Annotated in this window: 12 protein-coding genes and 1 pseudogene; 8 read left to right on the forward strand and 5 right to left on the reverse strand. The window is 70.4% G+C overall.

Going from position 1 to position 15,940, the window contains the following annotated elements; genetic code table 11:
• Positions 1–385: 385 nt before the first annotated feature.
• Positions 386–2,815, forward strand: coding sequence for a serine/threonine-protein kinase (locus AB1460_RS09105; protein ID WP_368960289.1), 2,430 nt, complete (start codon positions 386–388; stop codon positions 2,813–2,815).
• Positions 2,816–2,862: 47 nt separating this feature from the next.
• The gene (locus tag AB1460_RS09110; RefSeq protein ID WP_368960290.1) at positions 2,863–3,642 is read left to right on the forward strand and encodes a hypothetical protein; all 780 of its coding nucleotides are present in this window, start codon (positions 2,863–2,865) and stop codon (positions 3,640–3,642) included.
• On the opposite strand, the gene AB1460_RS09115 is transcribed toward AB1460_RS09110, so the two are convergent.
• On the reverse strand, positions 3,596–5,773 hold the full coding sequence (locus AB1460_RS09115) for a protein kinase domain-containing protein (protein WP_368960291.1): 2,178 nt from the start codon (positions 5,771–5,773) through the stop codon (positions 3,596–3,598). The two genes, AB1460_RS09110 and AB1460_RS09115, sit on opposite strands and share 47 nt — an antisense overlap.
• 557 nt (positions 5,774–6,330) lie before the next feature.
• On the opposite strand from AB1460_RS09115, the gene AB1460_RS09120 reads away from it, so the two are divergent.
• Complete coding sequence (locus AB1460_RS09120) at positions 6,331–7,179, forward strand: hypothetical protein (protein WP_368960293.1); 849 nt, start codon at positions 6,331–6,333, stop codon at positions 7,177–7,179.
• Between the two features lie 460 nt (positions 7,180–7,639).
• Positions 7,640–8,443 (forward strand): hypothetical protein, encoded by an 804-nt coding sequence (locus tag AB1460_RS09125; protein ID WP_420497224.1) that lies wholly within the window; start codon positions 7,640–7,642, stop codon positions 8,441–8,443.
• Positions 8,444–8,585: 142 nt separating this feature from the next.
• On the opposite strand, the gene AB1460_RS09130 is transcribed toward AB1460_RS09125, so the two are convergent.
• The 3 genes from AB1460_RS09130 to AB1460_RS09140 all read right to left on the reverse strand — a co-directional run bounded on the left by AB1460_RS09130 (position 8,586) and on the right by AB1460_RS09140 (position 10,541).
• Positions 8,586–8,777, reverse strand: coding sequence for a DUF6624 domain-containing protein (locus AB1460_RS09130; protein ID WP_368960295.1), 192 nt, complete (start codon positions 8,775–8,777; stop codon positions 8,586–8,588).
• Positions 8,778–8,982: 205 nt separating this feature from the next.
• Positions 8,983–9,882, reverse strand: a complete 900-nt coding sequence (locus AB1460_RS09135; RefSeq protein ID WP_420497225.1) for a GNAT family N-acetyltransferase — start codon at positions 9,880–9,882, stop codon at positions 8,983–8,985.
• A 32-nt stretch (positions 9,883–9,914) separates the two neighbouring features.
• Positions 9,915–10,541 carry a TetR/AcrR family transcriptional regulator gene (locus tag AB1460_RS09140; RefSeq protein ID WP_368960297.1) on the reverse strand — a complete coding sequence of 209 codons (627 nt, stop codon included), beginning with the start codon at positions 10,539–10,541 and terminating at the stop codon, positions 9,915–9,917.
• A 54-nt stretch (positions 10,542–10,595) separates the two neighbouring features.
• On the opposite strand from AB1460_RS09140, the gene AB1460_RS09145 reads away from it, so the two are divergent.
• Positions 10,596–11,870 carry an MFS transporter gene (locus tag AB1460_RS09145; RefSeq protein WP_368960298.1) on the forward strand — a complete coding sequence of 425 codons (1,275 nt, stop codon included), beginning with the start codon at positions 10,596–10,598 and terminating at the stop codon, positions 11,868–11,870.
• A 52-nt stretch (positions 11,871–11,922) separates the two neighbouring features.
• Here AB1460_RS09145 and yaaA read toward each other — a convergent pair whose 3' ends face one another.
• The gene (yaaA, locus tag AB1460_RS09150) at positions 11,923–12,807 is read right to left on the reverse strand and encodes a peroxide stress protein YaaA (protein WP_368960300.1); all 885 of its coding nucleotides are present in this window, start codon (positions 12,805–12,807) and stop codon (positions 11,923–11,925) included.
• 277 nt (positions 12,808–13,084) lie between these two features.
• Here yaaA and AB1460_RS09155 point away from each other — a divergent pair.
• The 3 genes and pseudogenes from AB1460_RS09155 to AB1460_RS09165 all read left to right on the forward strand — a co-directional run.
• Positions 13,085–13,378, forward strand: a pseudogene (locus AB1460_RS09155) (transposase); the annotation flags it as partial.
• A gap of 209 nt (positions 13,379–13,587) precedes the next feature.
• Complete coding sequence (locus AB1460_RS09160) at positions 13,588–14,796, forward strand: NAD(P)/FAD-dependent oxidoreductase (protein ID WP_368960302.1); 1,209 nt, start codon at positions 13,588–13,590, stop codon at positions 14,794–14,796.
• Between the two features lie 80 nt (positions 14,797–14,876).
• Positions 14,877–15,785, forward strand: a complete 909-nt coding sequence (locus tag AB1460_RS09165) for an RNA polymerase sigma-70 factor (RefSeq protein ID WP_368960311.1) — start codon at positions 14,877–14,879, stop codon at positions 15,783–15,785.
• Positions 15,786–15,940: the final 155 nt, after the last annotated feature.

The following is a 15,940-nucleotide window of genomic DNA, read 5'->3' on the forward strand; positions in this document are numbered from 1 at the left end:
GGAGGCACCAGGACCCGGTGCCGTGGCGGCATAGATGTTCGGGAACCCCGCAGGATGCGTCCCGGCCTTCCGTTCCGACCGGCTACTCCACCAGTGATAGCAGGGATGTTCCGGGACCGGTCCCCGACGAGGACACGGCCGGCCACGTACGATCGGAAAACATCATGCCTCCGACCGCCGGAAACAGCCCGGGCAGGGATTACCGTGCCCTCCGCCAGCGCCGGCCCCGGCCGGGGTGCCCACCGTGACCGAACTTCACCCGGCCGTTCTTACGCAGACCATCTATCAGGGGTTTCGAGCCGTGACGCAGTTTCCAACGCTGCAGGAGCTGACGGTACATCTGCCGCGGTACCGACTGATCGATCCTCCTCTGTCAGCAACCAACATGAGCGTTGTCTACCGAGCTGAGGACACCGATCTGAACTGTCGCCCAGTGGTGGTCAAGATCCTCACGACGCGACTGGATCACCTGCTGGAGTACCGCCGCCGATTTGTTCGCGAGATTCGGCTGGTGTCGACGCTGCAACATCCGAACATCATTGATGTCTACGATGCAACGAAACGATCGCAGTACGGGCTCCCACTGTTCCTTGTCATGCCCTACGTGGACGGCTTCGATCTGCGGAGCCTGCTCGCCTCGCAGGGACCGCTTGACCTCGCCCGCACTCTGCGGATCGTGGAGCAGGTCGCTTCCGCGCTCGATTTCGCGCACCAGCGAGGTGTGGTCCACAGGGATGTCAAGCCAGCCAACATCCTGCTGTCCCGGGAGACCGAGCACGCCTATCTCTGCGACTTCGGCATCGCCAAGATTATTTCCGACGTGCAGCACACCGCCACCGGCGTCTATCTGTACACCCCGGGGTACGCCCCGCCCGAGGTTCTTCCTCCGATGCCATTCGATGCCGGGTCGACGTCCGCACAGCCGACCATCGATCCGGCGCCGTCCGGTATCGAGGGCGAACGACTCATCGATACCTTCGCGCTCGGAGTGGTCGTGTACCAGTGCCTGACAGGTCGGCTTCCCTTCGATCCGACCGATCTGGTGCTGGGGGCACGCTCGACCGTGGGCGTCCATCCGCCGCCGGTGAGCATGCTGCGCGACGACCTGCCGGCGGCGCTCGACGACGTCATGGACAGGGCGACCGCACGCGAACCGGGCCGGCGGTACGTCTCCTGCCGGGCGCTTGTCGATGCGCTGAGAGATGCGGCCGGCGACGGGGTGGCGCGGACACCTCCCGGGTCACCGGTCCCGCCGCCAGCCCCGCCCCCGGTCACGCACCCGCCGGGGGCGAAGCCGAGGAAAAGACTCCACAGCTGGCTGAGGACGCCGCGACAGCAGTTACGCACCATGCGTTCGAGCCGAAGCCGCATCGCCGTCTTCCTCGCCCTCGTGTTGATCTCCATCGTCGTCCTGACGGGCTGGCCCCCTGGCATCTCCCCCGGCGCCGACGGGAGTGATCGCCTGAGCGCCGGTCAGCGCGAACGCATCCCGCTGGCGCTGTTGCCGAGCTGCCGGCGCGCCCCTCCGGGCACCGGCGCGGCGGGTGCCTCAGACGTCATCACCTGCGAGGACGATGGCGAGCCCGTGACCATCAGCCTCTTCGACACCGCAGCGGCGGCAGGCAGCGCCTACGCCGAACGGACGCGCGACGTCGATGTGCCGAGAGGCCAGGGCGACTGCACAGCCGTGACGGGCGCGGAGCATCGCTATCCGGGCACATCCACCGCGGCGGAGCGGGCCGGTCGAGTCCTCTGCTATTCGCAGGGGGGCACAACCTCCATCGTGTGGACGGACGACGCCGCCCGCACGCTGGCCTGGAGCAGCCGTCCCGACATCGAGGATCTCAGCCTTCGACAGATCTGGAAGACCTGGATCGGCTTGCGGGCCTTTCCCACCGCCGAGGAGCGGAAACTGGAGGACCTGGTCGACCTGGACGACTGTCGCCGCCCATCGGCGGACGGACTCGAGACGTTCCGCGGTGTTCAAGCCGCGGTCGAGTGTGACCCGCCGGGTTCCGGGGCGAGCACGGTCACCTACTACACGTTCGCCGATCTGGAGGAGCTGCGTTACAGCTACCGCGCGCAGGCGAGCCGGGTGAAGGCTCCGCGGGATGTGTACTGCGACGAGTCCGCGCCCGGTTTCCTCGGGGACCACGCCCTTGATCTGAGGAGTGTGAAGATCGGCTCCCTGCTGTGCCACAGGGGACCACGGGACGCACCGGTCATGGAATGGACGGTGGAACCGCTGCTCGTCATGGGGCGCGCGACGGGAACGCAGCCGAAGGACCTGCACGACTGGTGGGACGCGTACCGCGGCCCGTCCCAGCAGAAAATCTCCGAGGCCGTGAACCGGGCCGCCACACCGGCTTTCCCCAGCACAGCGGAGAAGGCGCTGCTCGACCATGTTCCACCGGGTTCCCGGGTGAACTGCATGCGCACACCACCGGAGCAGGCCGAGCTGAATCTCGGCAAACAGGTGCCCGTGGCAGCGGTGGTCTGCGGCCCCACTTCCGGCGCCAGCATCGTCTTCTACTACCAGCTGCAGCACGCCGCGGCGATGAGAGCGAGTTACCAGAACAGCAGCGACGCCACCGGGGCCGGATGCACCCCGACCACGACCGACTTCCGGGGAGAATCACCATACTCCGAAGAGACCGGAAAGAACAACAGCGGGCGACTGGCCTGCTCCACCAATTCCCTGGGGCCCTACCTGGTCTGGACCACAGACCGTCTGAACATCATGGTGCTCGCCTTCAGTGCCGAGAATCCCGAGAAGCTGCTGGAGTGGTGGCGCACGGACGCGGGCCCTCGCTAGTACCGCTCCACAGGAGAAGGTAAGGAATCAAGAATATGGAGGCTGCCATGGACTGGTCCCGAAGGATAACCCGCCTGCCAGGTGAGATCGGCAGCCTCGCCAACCGGTCGCTCGACGCACCGCTCGGAACGCTGTTCGTCCTGGGAACGAACAGCGGGATGGGGGTCTCTCCGGACTCCGATTTCTCACTGGTTTTCGGGCGGTGCGAGCCCGACGTTCATATCTGCGTCGGCGCGGAGGACGTGCATGTCAGCCGCCGACAGGGCCACTTCGCCCGAGAAAAGTCACACTGGGTGCTGAGCAACATCGGCAGGCGGCCTATCCGGCTCCCCACCATGCAGCGGCTGCTGATCGGTGGCAACCGCATGGAGCTACCGGCCGGGTACACACCGCTGTTCATTGTGGGGCCACGACAGGAGCACCTGCTGGAAGTGCGGATCGTCGATCACACGCCCGGCAGGCATCCCGCCACCCGGCATGAGCAGACGACCCGGGAATCACGCGTGTGGCCGTTGCGACCGGTCGAGAGACTCGTGCTTGTCTGCCTCGCCCAGCACTATCTGCGCGGCGACCCGCGACCACAACCGCTGACCTGGGAACAGGTGGCGAGCGAACTGGCGGACCGACAACCCGGCGAGCAGTGGACCAGGAGACGCGCGGCGCACATCGTCGCGGCCGTCCGGAAACGGCTCAGCACGACCGTACGCGGCATCACGGAGGACGAGGCCCCGGCACCAGTCGCGCATATGATCAATCATAATTTGATCATGGAACTGCTGGTCACCACCACCCTCGTCCACGCGGACCTGAAGCTGCTGGCGACCTGACCGCCCGCTCGGTGACCGCCTCGACAGGGCTCGCCAGATCCCGCGGCGAAGCAGCACCGTCCACGGCGGACCCACCCCGCGTCTCGATCACGGCCACGACCGCACCGGCCACCAGGCCCAGCAACGCCGCGACCACAAAGCGAAGCATGATCATTCGGAAGGAGGGAAACGGCCGAACCACCTCTTCCGACCCGGCCGTGGAGGGTCCTGGCCGGCTCCTCGGGGGGGTCGGCGCAGGTTCGCCGTCGGACGGCGGGGGAACGGGCGGTGGATCCGGCATGACCCGCACCGGCCCGGAGACGGATACGTCCGGCGGGCGGGAGTCGGCCTGCGGTGGCCTGACCACCGGGGCCGGGAACGGCGGTGAGCTCGAGCGGAGAGTCGACGCCCCTTGGAACCCGGGAACCGCCTGGCTCTGGTCCGACCGGTCCTCGAACGGCGAGGACGCCGTGGACCCTGTGGACGTCGTCCAGCGTGGCACCGTGTCAAGACGGCTCTCGGGCAACGCCCACAACAGCTCGCGCAGGTCGCCGGCCGCGGGTCGGCCAGCACTCTCCTTGTTCAGGCAGCGTGTGAGCAGCGCCCACGCCTCGTCGGACACGTGGAGGGGTCGCTCCGGCTCGGTATTGACGTGCGACTGGACACCGTCATCCAGCACGCCCCGGAACGGCAGGCGGCCGGCCAGCATCTCGTACATCACGACGCCGAACGCATAGACGTCAACCGCCGGTGTGGCCGGGATGTGACCCTCGAGCTGTTCCGGGGCCATGTATGGCACGGTGCCGGGCTGTCTGCCGGAGGTCGTCATTCCGGTCAGATCGAGGATCTTGGCGATGCCGAGGTCGGCGAGTCGGAGCATCGGCGGGTCATCCCGCTCCAGCAGCAGGTTCTCCGGCTTGACATCACGGTGCACCACCCGCTGCTGGTGCAGATAGGCCAGGGCCGAGGCGAGCTGCCGGAGCACTGCGATATACCAGGACGTCGCCATCGGGATGTTGGTCACGAATGTGCGCAGGTCATGACCGCAGAGCGGCATGACCAGCGCGGTGCACTCGTCTTCAGCGACGATGTCGAGGGCGGGTACGAGGTGGGCATGAGTCAACTCGGCCAGCAGCCCGAACTCCTGGCGGAACCGGCGGGCGGCGTTCCCACGTGCGTGCAGCTCAGGCCTGAGCTCCTTGACGGCCACCGGCCTGCCGAGTTCGTCCACGGCACGCCACACCACCCCGTTACCCCCGGCCCCGAGCTGGGTCTGGAGGCGATACCGGCCGATCACGCGGCTCTCGGCGGCCGGGCGGGAGCCTGTCAGGCCCTCCCTGCGACCCGAGGCCCTGCTCCGCCCTGATTCCGGGGGCCGTCCGGGAACGGCGCCGCCGCGCGGGAGTGAGTCCAGCTCCCCGGCCAGTCCGGCGATGTCCGCCGGCCGCTCCGCGAGAAGCGGTGCCAGCATCCGGCGGACCAGGGTGGCCAGCCCGTCCGGAATGTCGTCGCGGGAGAGCGGAGGCAGCCGCTGCTCAGCGTGATCCTGTGGGTCCCGGTAGGGAGGCCACCCGCTGAGCAGCGTCCACAGGACGGAGCCGAGCATGTAGACATCGGCGCTGGCCGTCCACGGGCCGGCCCCGGCCGCCTTGGGCGGGCTGTGCACCACCGGTCCGGTTGCGGTCACCTCGTCCAGTACGTCAAACCGGGGTCCGGTCAGTGCGATGCCACCGTCCGCACGCAACAACAGGTTTCCCGGGGTGATGTTGCCGTGCATCACGCCCTGCTCGTGCAGCAGGGAGAGCGCTGAGAGCACCGCCCGGCCGGCCGAGACAACGAGATCCAGCGGCAGGGGGCCCACGGCGGCCAACTCGTCGGCCAGTGAGCGCTCCAGGCGGGGAGTGACAAGGTAGATCCAGCCTTCGCTGGTGACACCGGCGTCCAACAGCGGGACGAGCGTCGGGTCCGGGGTCAGGATGCGCACCTGCTGGGCGCGGTCACCGAGGCGTTGCCGGCCCGACCAGTCGAGACGTTTGTCGATCAGGTGGACGACCACGCGCTGGTCGTTGTCCACCCGAACACCCGCGCGGAGCGGTCCTCGGCGCCCATGCACCAGCGTCTCGGCGAGGCGATATCCCGGGACTTCGATCATCGCCCCCCCATCATCGCCGGTGCCCACGTCGACCGAAGGCTGGCCGCCGGGTCCATCCGCCGCCCTGGGCCGGCCGGTCCCGACCAGTCGCTCCGGAGCCGCACACAAGGTGCCGCGCAGCCACCACTACTCCCCTTGTGATTCCAGTGTGGATCCGTGACCGGTCATGCCCGATGACAGCAGCACCCGCTTACCGGAAAATGCCAGGTCATCAGGACACGACAGATGCAGCAGCTCACCATTCCGCGTCGCGACCGCATTGACCATTGCATCAACAACGACACGAGCTGTGTCGGCAGTGGTTGTCGGCCGCGGATCCCGACACCCTGGGCACGCTGCCTCTGCCATCGTGACCACCTCTCGTCACCCGTTACCTTCCACGGGGACCGACCCATTTTAGAGGCCCACCCGCCGCTGCTTTCCGATGGGTCCCCGGTGCAACGGGACGCGGTCGGGCTAATCTCCCGGAAGGCCGTCCAGAGGTATGCACACGGAATTCGTGTGCAGTCCGGCCCCTGAGAGTCGAGGCAGCGGCCGCCGGAGGGAGATCACCGTCAATGGGTGCCACGCGCCACCGCGCCGGGCGTCGCCGGGTCTCGCCGCGCCGCGCTGGAATCGCCCGCCCGCTGGCCTCCTCCCTTCTCGTCGTGGCCCTGGTGACTGTCATGCTGGTAGCCGCCGGTGTCGGTCACCACGCCGTCAGTGCGATGATCACCGACCGGCACACAACCGATGACCGTCCGGGAGCCGTGGGCGGTAACCCGACAGCGGGCGTCGACGCCGAGCCCGCTGCCGGCAGGTCCGCGCCCCCGGGCAGGGCACAAGCGGCGGGCTCGTCGCGTGGCCCCGACGCGGGGCCTGTGGGCAGCCCCGCCCCTTCCGCTCCCGCGCCACAGGGCGTCGCCGGCGCACCGGTCGCGCCCTCCACGCCCGCATCCCAGTCCCCCGCCAGCGGAACGGCCACGCCTGGGCGGCCCACCACCACCGCCCCGCCCGCCGCCGCCGCCAGCTCGCCCTCGGTACGCGGTGCGATCACCTCACCCGGCTCGGGCGCGCGGGTGCAGCGGTGCGCCATCGTCTCCGGGACGTCCAGTGGTCTGCCTGCCGGCAAGACCCTGATTCTCGCCATGAGCAATCTGGACAACAACGATCCCGAGAAGTACATCGCCGATGTGTCTGCCACCGGGCGCTCGGGCGGGCTGTCGTCCTGGCAGGGCAGGCAGTGGTTCGGCTCGGACGACAGCGAGGGACAGCGGTACCGGGTCGAGCTGATGATGGTCGACACGGCCGCCAACGACCGCCGGGATGACCTCGACCGCCTCAGCAGCCTGACCGGCCCCAAAGAGGTCCTGGCCTGGGTCGATGTGGAGCGTGTCCGCGGCGGTACCGACAGCGACTGCGGGTGACCCGGCTACTCCCCCGGCGGAATCCACACCCTCGACCAGCCTCTCCAGGATCGCGGCCGAGGGAGTTTCGGCCGGTGAAGGTGGCCTGCGACACAACACGGTATGTCTGGCTGTCGCGCAGGCAAAGCAGCATCAGTACTCGCACGACCGGAATCCGGGGGGCCGTATGACCAGCCCGTCGTCTCAGCCGCTGCTGCGCGACGTCATCGACATCCCGGAGCGGACGTCGGACAGCGACTTCGTCCTCAAGCTCACCGAGGGTGTCGCCGACGCGGCCGGCTGATCCGCACCTTCGCCGAGGAGCTGGCGAAGAAGGCCCAGGACCATCTCACGGCGACGCGGGACCTGGTGACCGCGCTGGAGGCACACGCCGCCGATCTCGGTCTCGACCCACGGACCGGGTGTGCCATGGAGCCCGCCGGAGCCACCACGGGACGTCTTCGGACCGCCCGGGCCGCCCATGACCTCGTTGCGGCCCTGGACGGGCCGAAGGCCGGCACGGAAATCGTCACACGGCTGGGCGCATGCCGATCTCGCGGGTCCGGCGGAGCGGCTCGCGCGCAGCATCAGCCGCGCCGCGGCCGTCGCCGGCGCCGTCCGGCTCGGCCTGACCGAGCTGGGTCTCGGTGCCGCCGACCTGGACATCGCCACGCTGCTGCGCTGGACGACGGTTCCCGGGGCGACCGAGGCCTTCCGCCGGCTCGGCGACGACGACGGACAGGTCGTCGAGTCCGGTCGGCACGCCGACCTCCTCGCCGCCGGCGGCCGTTACGCCACCTTCCGGGACCAGCGCTCACGGGCACGCGGCCGGCGGCTCCGTTCAGCAGCGGAGACCGACGGCACGCGTACTGCCGCCGCCGTCGGTCAGGCGCCGCCGGCGGCCCCGCCCCACCGGCCCGCTCACCGGCCCCGGCCGGCGCACCCGCAGGGCCGACCGCATCCCGATAGGTGGGGGAAGAGTTCGATGTCGGACAGGACTCGTAGGCACCATGGCCAGATGGACACCGACCCGCTGATGTACGTGACCGAGGTGGCTAATCGCCTGTGCCTGACACCCTCGTCATGGCGTGCCTACGTCGCGGACGGAACCGCACCGCCGCCTGACGACCCTGACCTCGAGCGGCCCGCCAACCGGCGCCGTCCGCGCTGGCGCGCCTCGACCGTGGACGCGTGGCGTGAGCAGTGGCGTCCCCGCATCCGATCGCAGGGTGCGCAGGCAGCCACAACATCGGGTGAGGCCGGGGAGCCGACCAGCCCCCGCTGACCCCCGGGGCGCGCGGGCCTCATCCTGGATGAACGCCGTCGCGGAGATCGACGGCCACATCGCCATCATCGCTGCCAGACGGCCACCACCGCACGGATTGGCCCTGCATCTCCGCACGCAGGCAGAATCCTCTCCCTGGCCGTCAGCCGTGCATGCTCATCATCAGGGCCCGATACTCGTCGAACGGTCCGAGCCCGGCGGCGGCTCGCCGTTCGTCGAGACGGTCAGGCTCGGCGATCGGCTGGGGCTGCACCTCACCCAGGCCGTCGGCTCCCCACCAGAACTGAGTGCCGTAGAGCTGGAGATCGCCACGGCCGCACCGAACCCGGTCCACCAGCCCGACGCATCGCCTGGTCAGCCTCGACCCGCCGCGCCAACTCCGCCCGCAACGCCTCATCCATATGATCAGCGTGCCCACGCTGCGACACAGGCGATGCGCGATGACCGGCCACGATCGTCCAGCGATCGCCGGGTGGACGCAGCGCTCGCCGCACGCGGCGAGTACCTCGCCCGCCGCGACGGCGTCGGCTGCGTGGCCGTCACGGCTGCCTGACCAGGATGGCCCGGGTGTAGAGCAGGTCGAAGCCGGCCCGCTGCGCGTTCTGCTGGGACTTCGAGCCCGGCTGGGTCGTGACGACGGCCAGGTCACAGCCGGCCGCCTCGGCGTCGGCGAGCCGGGCCGCGAGCAGCGCGGTCTGGATGCCCCGGCGGCGATGTGCCGGCGCCGTAGCGGCGCCGGTGAGCTGCGCGATCCCGTCGCGCATCCGCATGCTGGCCCCGCCGGCGAGCACACCGCCGCGGAACGCGGCGTAGCGCGCGGCCTGGGCGGCCCCCGCGAGGTCGCGCACGGCTCCCCTCACGACCTCGCGCGGGAACTCCTCATGGGACGGGACTCCCTGCGTGTCGGGATGGGCGACCCCGTCGACGACGACGTCGAGCCATCGTTCGAGCTCGGCTTCCTCGCTGGTCCGGATGTCGATGCCTTCCGGAGTGTCGCCGCCTTCCGGAGTGTCGCCGCCGCTGCTCGCGTCGAGCGCGAGGCCAAGCACATTCTCGAACGAGACGAGCCGATAGCCACGCTCCGTCAGAACTGTGCCGATCGTCGGGTCGGCGAGATGCGCGAGCTCGACCTGCGTGGGCACGCCATACGCGGTGAACGCCCGTTCGATCTCGTCCAGCTCGGCCGCGCTCGGCGCGTCGCCGAAGCCGAGCCCCGCGACCTTGTTGAACGGCGAGTCCGCCTCGGCGAAGCTCGCCACCCCGCCGGCGACAGGCCGGACGAGTCCCGCGGCGTCGCCGCGCCGGTGGCGGGTGGCGGTGCTCGCGGCGGCGATCAGCTGAGCCTCGGCCCGCTCGATGCGCGCGGCCAGCGTGGTGTCACAGAACAGTGGCACGCGACGGGCGGTGACCGGTGGCCGGGACCGCGCGGTTCTCATCATCGTGTCTGCCTTCCGCGGTGCCGGTCGGGTGCTCAGCTCGGGCTGCCGGTGGTGGCGTCCATGACGAGGACGGCGAGTTCCCGGGCGCGCCGCGCGGGCCCCTGAGTGCCAAGCGCGGCGGTCGACGCGTAGAGCCCTTCGATGACCAACGCGAGGCGATCAGAGATGGCCTCGGCGGCCGCGGTGTCGCGATCAGGTAGCTCGCGGGCGAGCTCGTGCAGCCTGCCTCGGACCCAGGCCTTCACCGCCTGGGCACTCGCGTGCGCCGCTGACGTCGGATCGGGGTACTCGGCGAGCACCATGAGGAACGGGCAGCCGCGGAACGCCTCGGCCCCGGTGACGGTGACCAGCGCGTCGAACATCGCCAGGATGCGGTCGCGCGCCGGGCACCGCGGGTCGGACGTCAGCGACTCGATCCAGTCCCGGTAGCCGGCGGCGTAGCGGTCCACGTAGGCCGCGACCAGCTCGTCCTTGGACCGGAACAGGCGGTACAGCGTCGTCGGGGCGACACCGGCCGCGGCCGCGATCCGGTCGACCCCGGTCGCGGTGATCCCATGCCGGTAGAAGAGGTCCTCGGCCGCGTCCAGGATCTGGTTCCGGGTCTCGGCGGCCGGGCGGCGGGTGCGCGCGGGAGCTGGGGGCCGAATCACGGTTGCCATGTTAGGGAACGTTCCCTAACATGGCAAACCGCCGCCGACCAAGGGGTCCGAACGATGCTCGCCATCCCCACTCCCACTGCCACCGGGCCGCGGGCCGGCCACGCGCTGGCCCGGCGGCTTCGGCCGCTCCAGGTCGGGGTGGCGCTGCAGAACATGCTGCTGTGGGTCCCGGTCGAGAAGATGTTCATGACGCAGATCGGTTTCGACGCCGCGGCGATCGCGCTGGTCGCGGCGGTCTACGCCACCGTCGCGCCGGTGCTGGAGGTGCCCTTCGGCATCCTCGCCGACCGGTGGAGCCGGACCGGGATGATGATCCTCGCGACCCTGGCACTGGCGGCCAGCTCCGCGGTCGGCGGCCTCAGCACCACACCGGCGGCCTACATCGCCGCAGCGGGCCTGCTCGGCGTCTTCTTCGCCCTCAACTCCGGCACCGTGGAGAGCATCATCTACGACACGGTCGTCGAGGAGACCGGCTCGGGCGACGGGTACGAACGCTGGATCGGCCGGGTGCACGTCGTCGAGGCGACCGCGCTGGTCCTCAGCGCGATCCTGGGCGGGCTGCTCGCCGCGCTCACCTCGGCCCGGGTCACCTACTTTGCCACCGTCCCGCTCGTCACAGCCGCGGTCATCGCGTTCCAGCGCTGCCGCGAGCCGCGGCTGCACCGACACACCGAACGTGCCACCTTCCAGCGGCAGGCCCTGGCCACCGTCCGCGCGCTGACCACCGACCGCGCGGCCCGCCCGGTCGCGCTACTCACCGCCCTCACGGCCGTCGTCACCATGATGGTCTTCGAGTTCGGGCCCCTGTGGCTCGTCTCGCTGCACGCACCGGCCGCGCTGTACGGGCCCTACTGGGCCGTACTCGTCTCGGCCGGAGGCCTGGGCGGCTGGCTTGCCTTCCGGACCCGGCTCGACCGCCCGGCCCTGGCTGTCGGGCTCGGCGCCTCGCTGGTGCTCGCGGCCCTCCTGCCGGTACTCAGCCACGCCCTCCCCGTCGTCATCGCCGGCCAGGTTCTCGTCGCCCTGGCAGCCGCGATGATCGGCATCCGGGCTGGCCGGCTGCTCCACGACGCGGTCGGCGCGCACCTGCGGGCCGGCGTCTCGTCCGGCGCCGGCACCCTGTCCTGGCTGATCTTCCTGCCGGTCTCCGTCCTGTTCGGGCAGCTCTGCCGCGCCCACGGCGTACAGACCGCTGGTCTGTTGATCGCGCTGCTCGCCCTCTCAGTAGCCGCGCTGCTGGCACACGCGGCCCGCCAGCCGTCACCAGCCGTTTCCGCCGGCCGCCAGGCCGCCGAGCCCACCGGCGAGCCGATTCCCGCCGCCGGCTGAGCTGAGGCGAACGCGACACGGCAGCGCGTTCTCCGCGCGGCGGACCGGAGGTTCAGGCGGCCGGGTTCCAGCGGGTGATGACATCGAGGGTGGGCGCGGTCGCGGTGCCGCGCGGCTCGGCGACGAGGCCGGCGGACTCGGCCACGTCGGCCACGTCGTCGATGGTCTTCACCAGGCGGCCGGCGGCTTCGGCGAGCAGGAGTGCGCGGGTCAGCAGGCCCTTGGTCTGCTTCGCCTGGTAGCTGAGCGGACGGCGGGCCCAGCGCCCGTCGACGAGTTTCTCGGTCAGGGCACGCACGGGCAGGGCGCTGGCGCGGATCGGTCCGGAAAGGGATGGCACGGTCACGTAGTCCGACGAGCGGAGGTCCACGACGAGGTGCTCGCCGACGGAGCCAACGGTGCCGACGGTGCCGACGGGCCCGACGGCGTCCGGGGCGCAGGTGAGCAGGTCGGGCAGGGCTGGTGCGAGCCGGGCGCGCCAGAAGGCCGCGAGCACGGTCGGTGTGGTGCGGCTGCCGAGGCCGGGGATCGCCGCCGCCATGGCGACCCGGTGGTCGGGCACCGGCTCGGTCGCGCCGAGGAGGCCGAACGCCCCGTTGGAGACGAACAGGGTGTGGCCGGCCACCGCTCGCGCGGCGGGTGGCAGCGCCGCCGGAGCCAGCGCCTCGTAGAGGACGCCCACGAATCGGTCGAGCGCTGGCATCGTCGGTGCGTCCAGCATCGCGGTGTTGGCGGCCAGGTCGGCCTGCGCGCGCGAGGTCGGCAGCCGCAGCGCGACGATCGCCGCGTGCGGGTCGGCCCGGCAGAACGCCGCGACCGCCCGCGCGACCTCGGCGCGGGCTCCCGCGAGTGGGCCGCAGCCGAACCCGGCCATCCGCAGTGACGGCCCGTCACCACCTTCGGTCTTCGCCTCGCTCGGCGGCAGCAGGATCCGCACCCACCCGACCTCGTCTCACGATCTCGGCATCCGGCATCCCGGCGTTCTGAGCTGCCAAGCTACGGTGGCCTCGAGGGCGACCCGGCCGGTGGCCGACGGCGCCCCGAACTGACTCTCCCAGGAATGCCCTGGGCAATGCGCCCCGCGGACCGCGCCGGACCTGCTCGACGAAGTCTTCTCGTCAAGCGGACCCGGCGCGCAGTGCCCTGATCCGATCCGTGGTCGCCACGGCCGGCATCCTGGCGTCGACCATCCATCCCACATTTCCAAGTCGTAGGTGTCCGAACTCGCCCGGCACCTCGACACCCAGGTCGAGGCGTTCCGCTCCCGACCCCTGGACTCCGGGCCGTACCGGTTCGTCCAGGCCGACGCCCTGACGATGAAGGTCCGCGAGGACGGCCGCGTCGTGAACGTCCACTGCCTGCTCGCGGTCGGCGTCAACGGCGACGGGCACCGGGAGATCCTCGGCCTCGACGTCGTGAGCAGCGAGGACGGTGCGGGCTGGCTGGCGTTCTTCCGCGGGCTGCTCGCTCGCGGCCTGACCGGGGTGCGGCTGGTGACCAGTGACGCCCCGGCTACCCGACCACATACATGACCATTCAACCAAGTGGGGAACGAAAGCCGGGCTGGCCGATTCACCACGTCGTCAGCGGCGACCAACCCGGCGAACCCTGCGGTCACAGCTCCAGCCGGGCACCAGCGAAGTGACCCGACTCACACCCTGTCACAGCAAGCGGACGCGCGGCGTCTTGATGCCCAACGTCTGGAAGAGGAGGCACGATGGCTGGGAAGACGCATGTGGTCGTGATCGGCGGCGGGTACGCGGGCGTGATGGCCGCGAACCGGCTGGCGCAGCGCGACGACGTGACCGTGATGCTGATCAACACCCGCCCGGACTTTGTCCACCGGGTCCGCCTGCACCAGCTGGTGGCCAGGTCCGGCGAGGCGGTCGTCGCCTACCAGGACGTCCTGGCCGACGGTGTCCGGCTGGTGGTCGGCACCGTGACCCGAATCGCCGCGGCCGAGCGCAGCGTGACACTGGCGGCCGACGGCACGTTCGCCTACGACTACCTGATCTACGCCGTGGGCAGCGGCAGCGCCGAACCGAGCGTGCCAGGGGCGGCCGAGTTCGCCTACCCGATCTACATCCTGGAGGACGCCCAGCGGCTGCGGACGGCCCTGGACGCCAGGCCCGCGACGGCCCCTGTGACGGTGGTAGGCGCTGGTCCCAGCGGCATCGAGACTGCCGCCGAGCTGGCGGAGCAGGGCCGCCGGGTGACCCTGGTCTGCGGCGGCGTTCTCGGCCCGTACCTGCACACCCGGGGCCGGCGCTCGGTCGCGGAGCGGTTGGCCAAGCTCGGTGTGACGTTCGTCGACGGCTCCGACGCGAAGGTTACGGCGGTGACCCGCGACGCGGTGCGTCTCGCGAACGGGCGTGAGCTGCCCAGTGAGGTCACCGTCTGGACGGTCGGCTTCGGTGTGCCGGACCTGGCCGCGCGCAGCGGGCTGAGCACCGACGCCGTGGGCCGCCTGCTCACGGACGAGACGCTGACGAGCGTGGACGATGCGCGCATCCTCGCGGCCGGGGACGCGGCGGCACCGTCGAACCTGCCGCTGCGGATGAGCTGCCTGAACGCGATGCCACTGGCCGCGCGAGCCGCGGACACCGTGCTCAGCCGGCTCGCTGGTGAGCAGCCGGAGAACCTCCACCAGTCGATGTACGCCCAGTGCATCAGCCTGGGCCGAAGCGCGGGCATCTACCAGGTCGCCAACAGGTCCGACGTCGCGGTCGGGCTGCACATCGACGATGGCCTGGGCGCCAAGATCAAGGAAAAGGTCTGCACGGGCATCCTCGATCACATGGCCAAAGAGGCGCGCAAGCCTGGTTCGTTCCGACTGCACCGCATTCCCGGCGGCGTCGCCAAGCGCCAGCAGCAGCTGCGCGCCAACCGCGCCGAGGCACCGGCCGACGCCGATCGGGCTGTCTGACCGGTACGTGCTGAGAGGATCTTGCTGTGGACGCACGCGAACGCGGTCGGCCGCCGGGGTCGACCGCGAGAGACGAGGACATGGGACGAGAGACGAGAGACGACGTCACAGGCCCGGCGACCGAGGCGTTCCTCGCCCACCGCAACCTGCTCTTCACCGTCGCCTACGAGGTACTCGGATCGGCGGCCGACGCGGAAGACGTCCTGCAGGAGACCTGGCTGGGGTGGGTCAAGGTCGACCTGGCCCAGGTGCGCAACCAGCGCGCCTACCTGGTGCTGATCACCACCAGAAAGGCGCTCGACCGACTGCGCGCCGTGAAGCGCCGCCGGGAGGCGTACGTCGGCCCCTGGCTGCCCGAGCCACTGCTCACCGCGCCGGACGTGGCCGAGGACGTCGAGCTCGCCGAGAGCGTGTCGATGGCGCTGATGCTCGTCCTCGAAACGCTCTCCCCCGCCGAGCGGGCCGTCTTCGTGCTGCGCGAGGTTTTCGGTTTCGGCTACGACGAGATCGCGGACGCCGTCGACAAGAGCCCCGCGGCCGTCCGCCAGCTCGCCCACCGCGCCCGCCAGCACGTCGACGCCCGCCGCCCCCGCCAGGCGGTCTCCTTGAAGCAGAGCCAGGCGGTCCTGGAGTCGTTCCTGCTCGCGGTCAAGACTGGGGACCCGCAGGCCCTCCTGGAGGTACTCGCACCTGACGTCGTCCTGATCAGCGACGGCGGCGGCATCAAACACGCCGCGCTGCGGCCGGTCCTCGGTGCCGCGCAGGTGGCCCGCATGTTCGCCGGCGGCCTCGGCAAGGTCCAAGGCACGCTCACCGCCGAATCGACCGTGATCAACGGCAACCCGGCACTCCTCATCCGCCTGGATGGCGAGATCGACGGCGTCATGGCGATCCGTATCGAGGACGCCCGCATCACCGGCCTCTACTACGTCCGCAACCCGGAGAAACTGTCCCACCTCACATTTGCGACCCCGCTCACTCTGCACTGAACACACCGAACCGCAGTCCTGCGGGCCCTGGAGCGTTCCCGCTTTTGTAGACAAGCCTAACTATGCCGCACGGAGGTCTCGTCCGTCAAATTCTTCCTCGAACTCGATGGGGGTGAGGTAACCGATTGCGGAGTGTATCCGCTGCCGGTTGTAGT

Origin of the sequence: Parafrankia sp. FMc2 (genome assembly GCF_041008525.1) — a bacterium.
Taxonomy (GTDB): Bacteria; Actinomycetota; Actinomycetes; order Frankiales; family Frankiaceae; genus Parafrankia.

What these genes read in the sequence shown, in the direction of transcription:
- AB1460_RS09105 (WP_368960289.1), top strand. Translation starts at nt 386, where the DNA reads ATGAGCGTTGTCTACCGAGCTGAGGACACCGATCTGAACTGTCGCCCA.
- AB1460_RS09165 (WP_368960311.1), top strand. Translation starts at nt 14,877, where the DNA reads ATGGGACGAGAGACGAGAGACGACGTCACAGGCCCGGCGACCGAGGCG.
- AB1460_RS09120 (WP_368960293.1), top strand. Translation starts at nt 6,331, where the DNA reads ATGGGTGCCACGCGCCACCGCGCCGGGCGTCGCCGGGTCTCGCCGCGC.
- AB1460_RS09125 (WP_420497224.1), top strand. Translation starts at nt 7,640, where the DNA reads ATGACCTCGTTGCGGCCCTGGACGGGCCGAAGGCCGGCACGGAAATCG.
- AB1460_RS09110 (WP_368960290.1), top strand. Translation starts at nt 2,863, where the DNA reads ATGGACTGGTCCCGAAGGATAACCCGCCTGCCAGGTGAGATCGGCAGC.
- AB1460_RS09115 (WP_368960291.1), bottom strand. Translation starts at nt 5,773, where the DNA reads ATGATCGAAGTCCCGGGATATCGCCTCGCCGAGACGCTGGTGCATGGG.
- AB1460_RS09145 (WP_368960298.1), top strand. Translation starts at nt 10,596, where the DNA reads ATGCTCGCCATCCCCACTCCCACTGCCACCGGGCCGCGGGCCGGCCAC.
- AB1460_RS09160 (WP_368960302.1), top strand. Translation starts at nt 13,588, where the DNA reads ATGGCTGGGAAGACGCATGTGGTCGTGATCGGCGGCGGGTACGCGGGC.
- AB1460_RS09135 (WP_420497225.1), bottom strand. Translation starts at nt 9,882, where the DNA reads ATGATGAGAACCGCGCGGTCCCGGCCACCGGTCACCGCCCGTCGCGTG.
- AB1460_RS09140 (WP_368960297.1), bottom strand. Translation starts at nt 10,541, where the DNA reads ATGGCAACCGTGATTCGGCCCCCAGCTCCCGCGCGCACCCGCCGCCCG.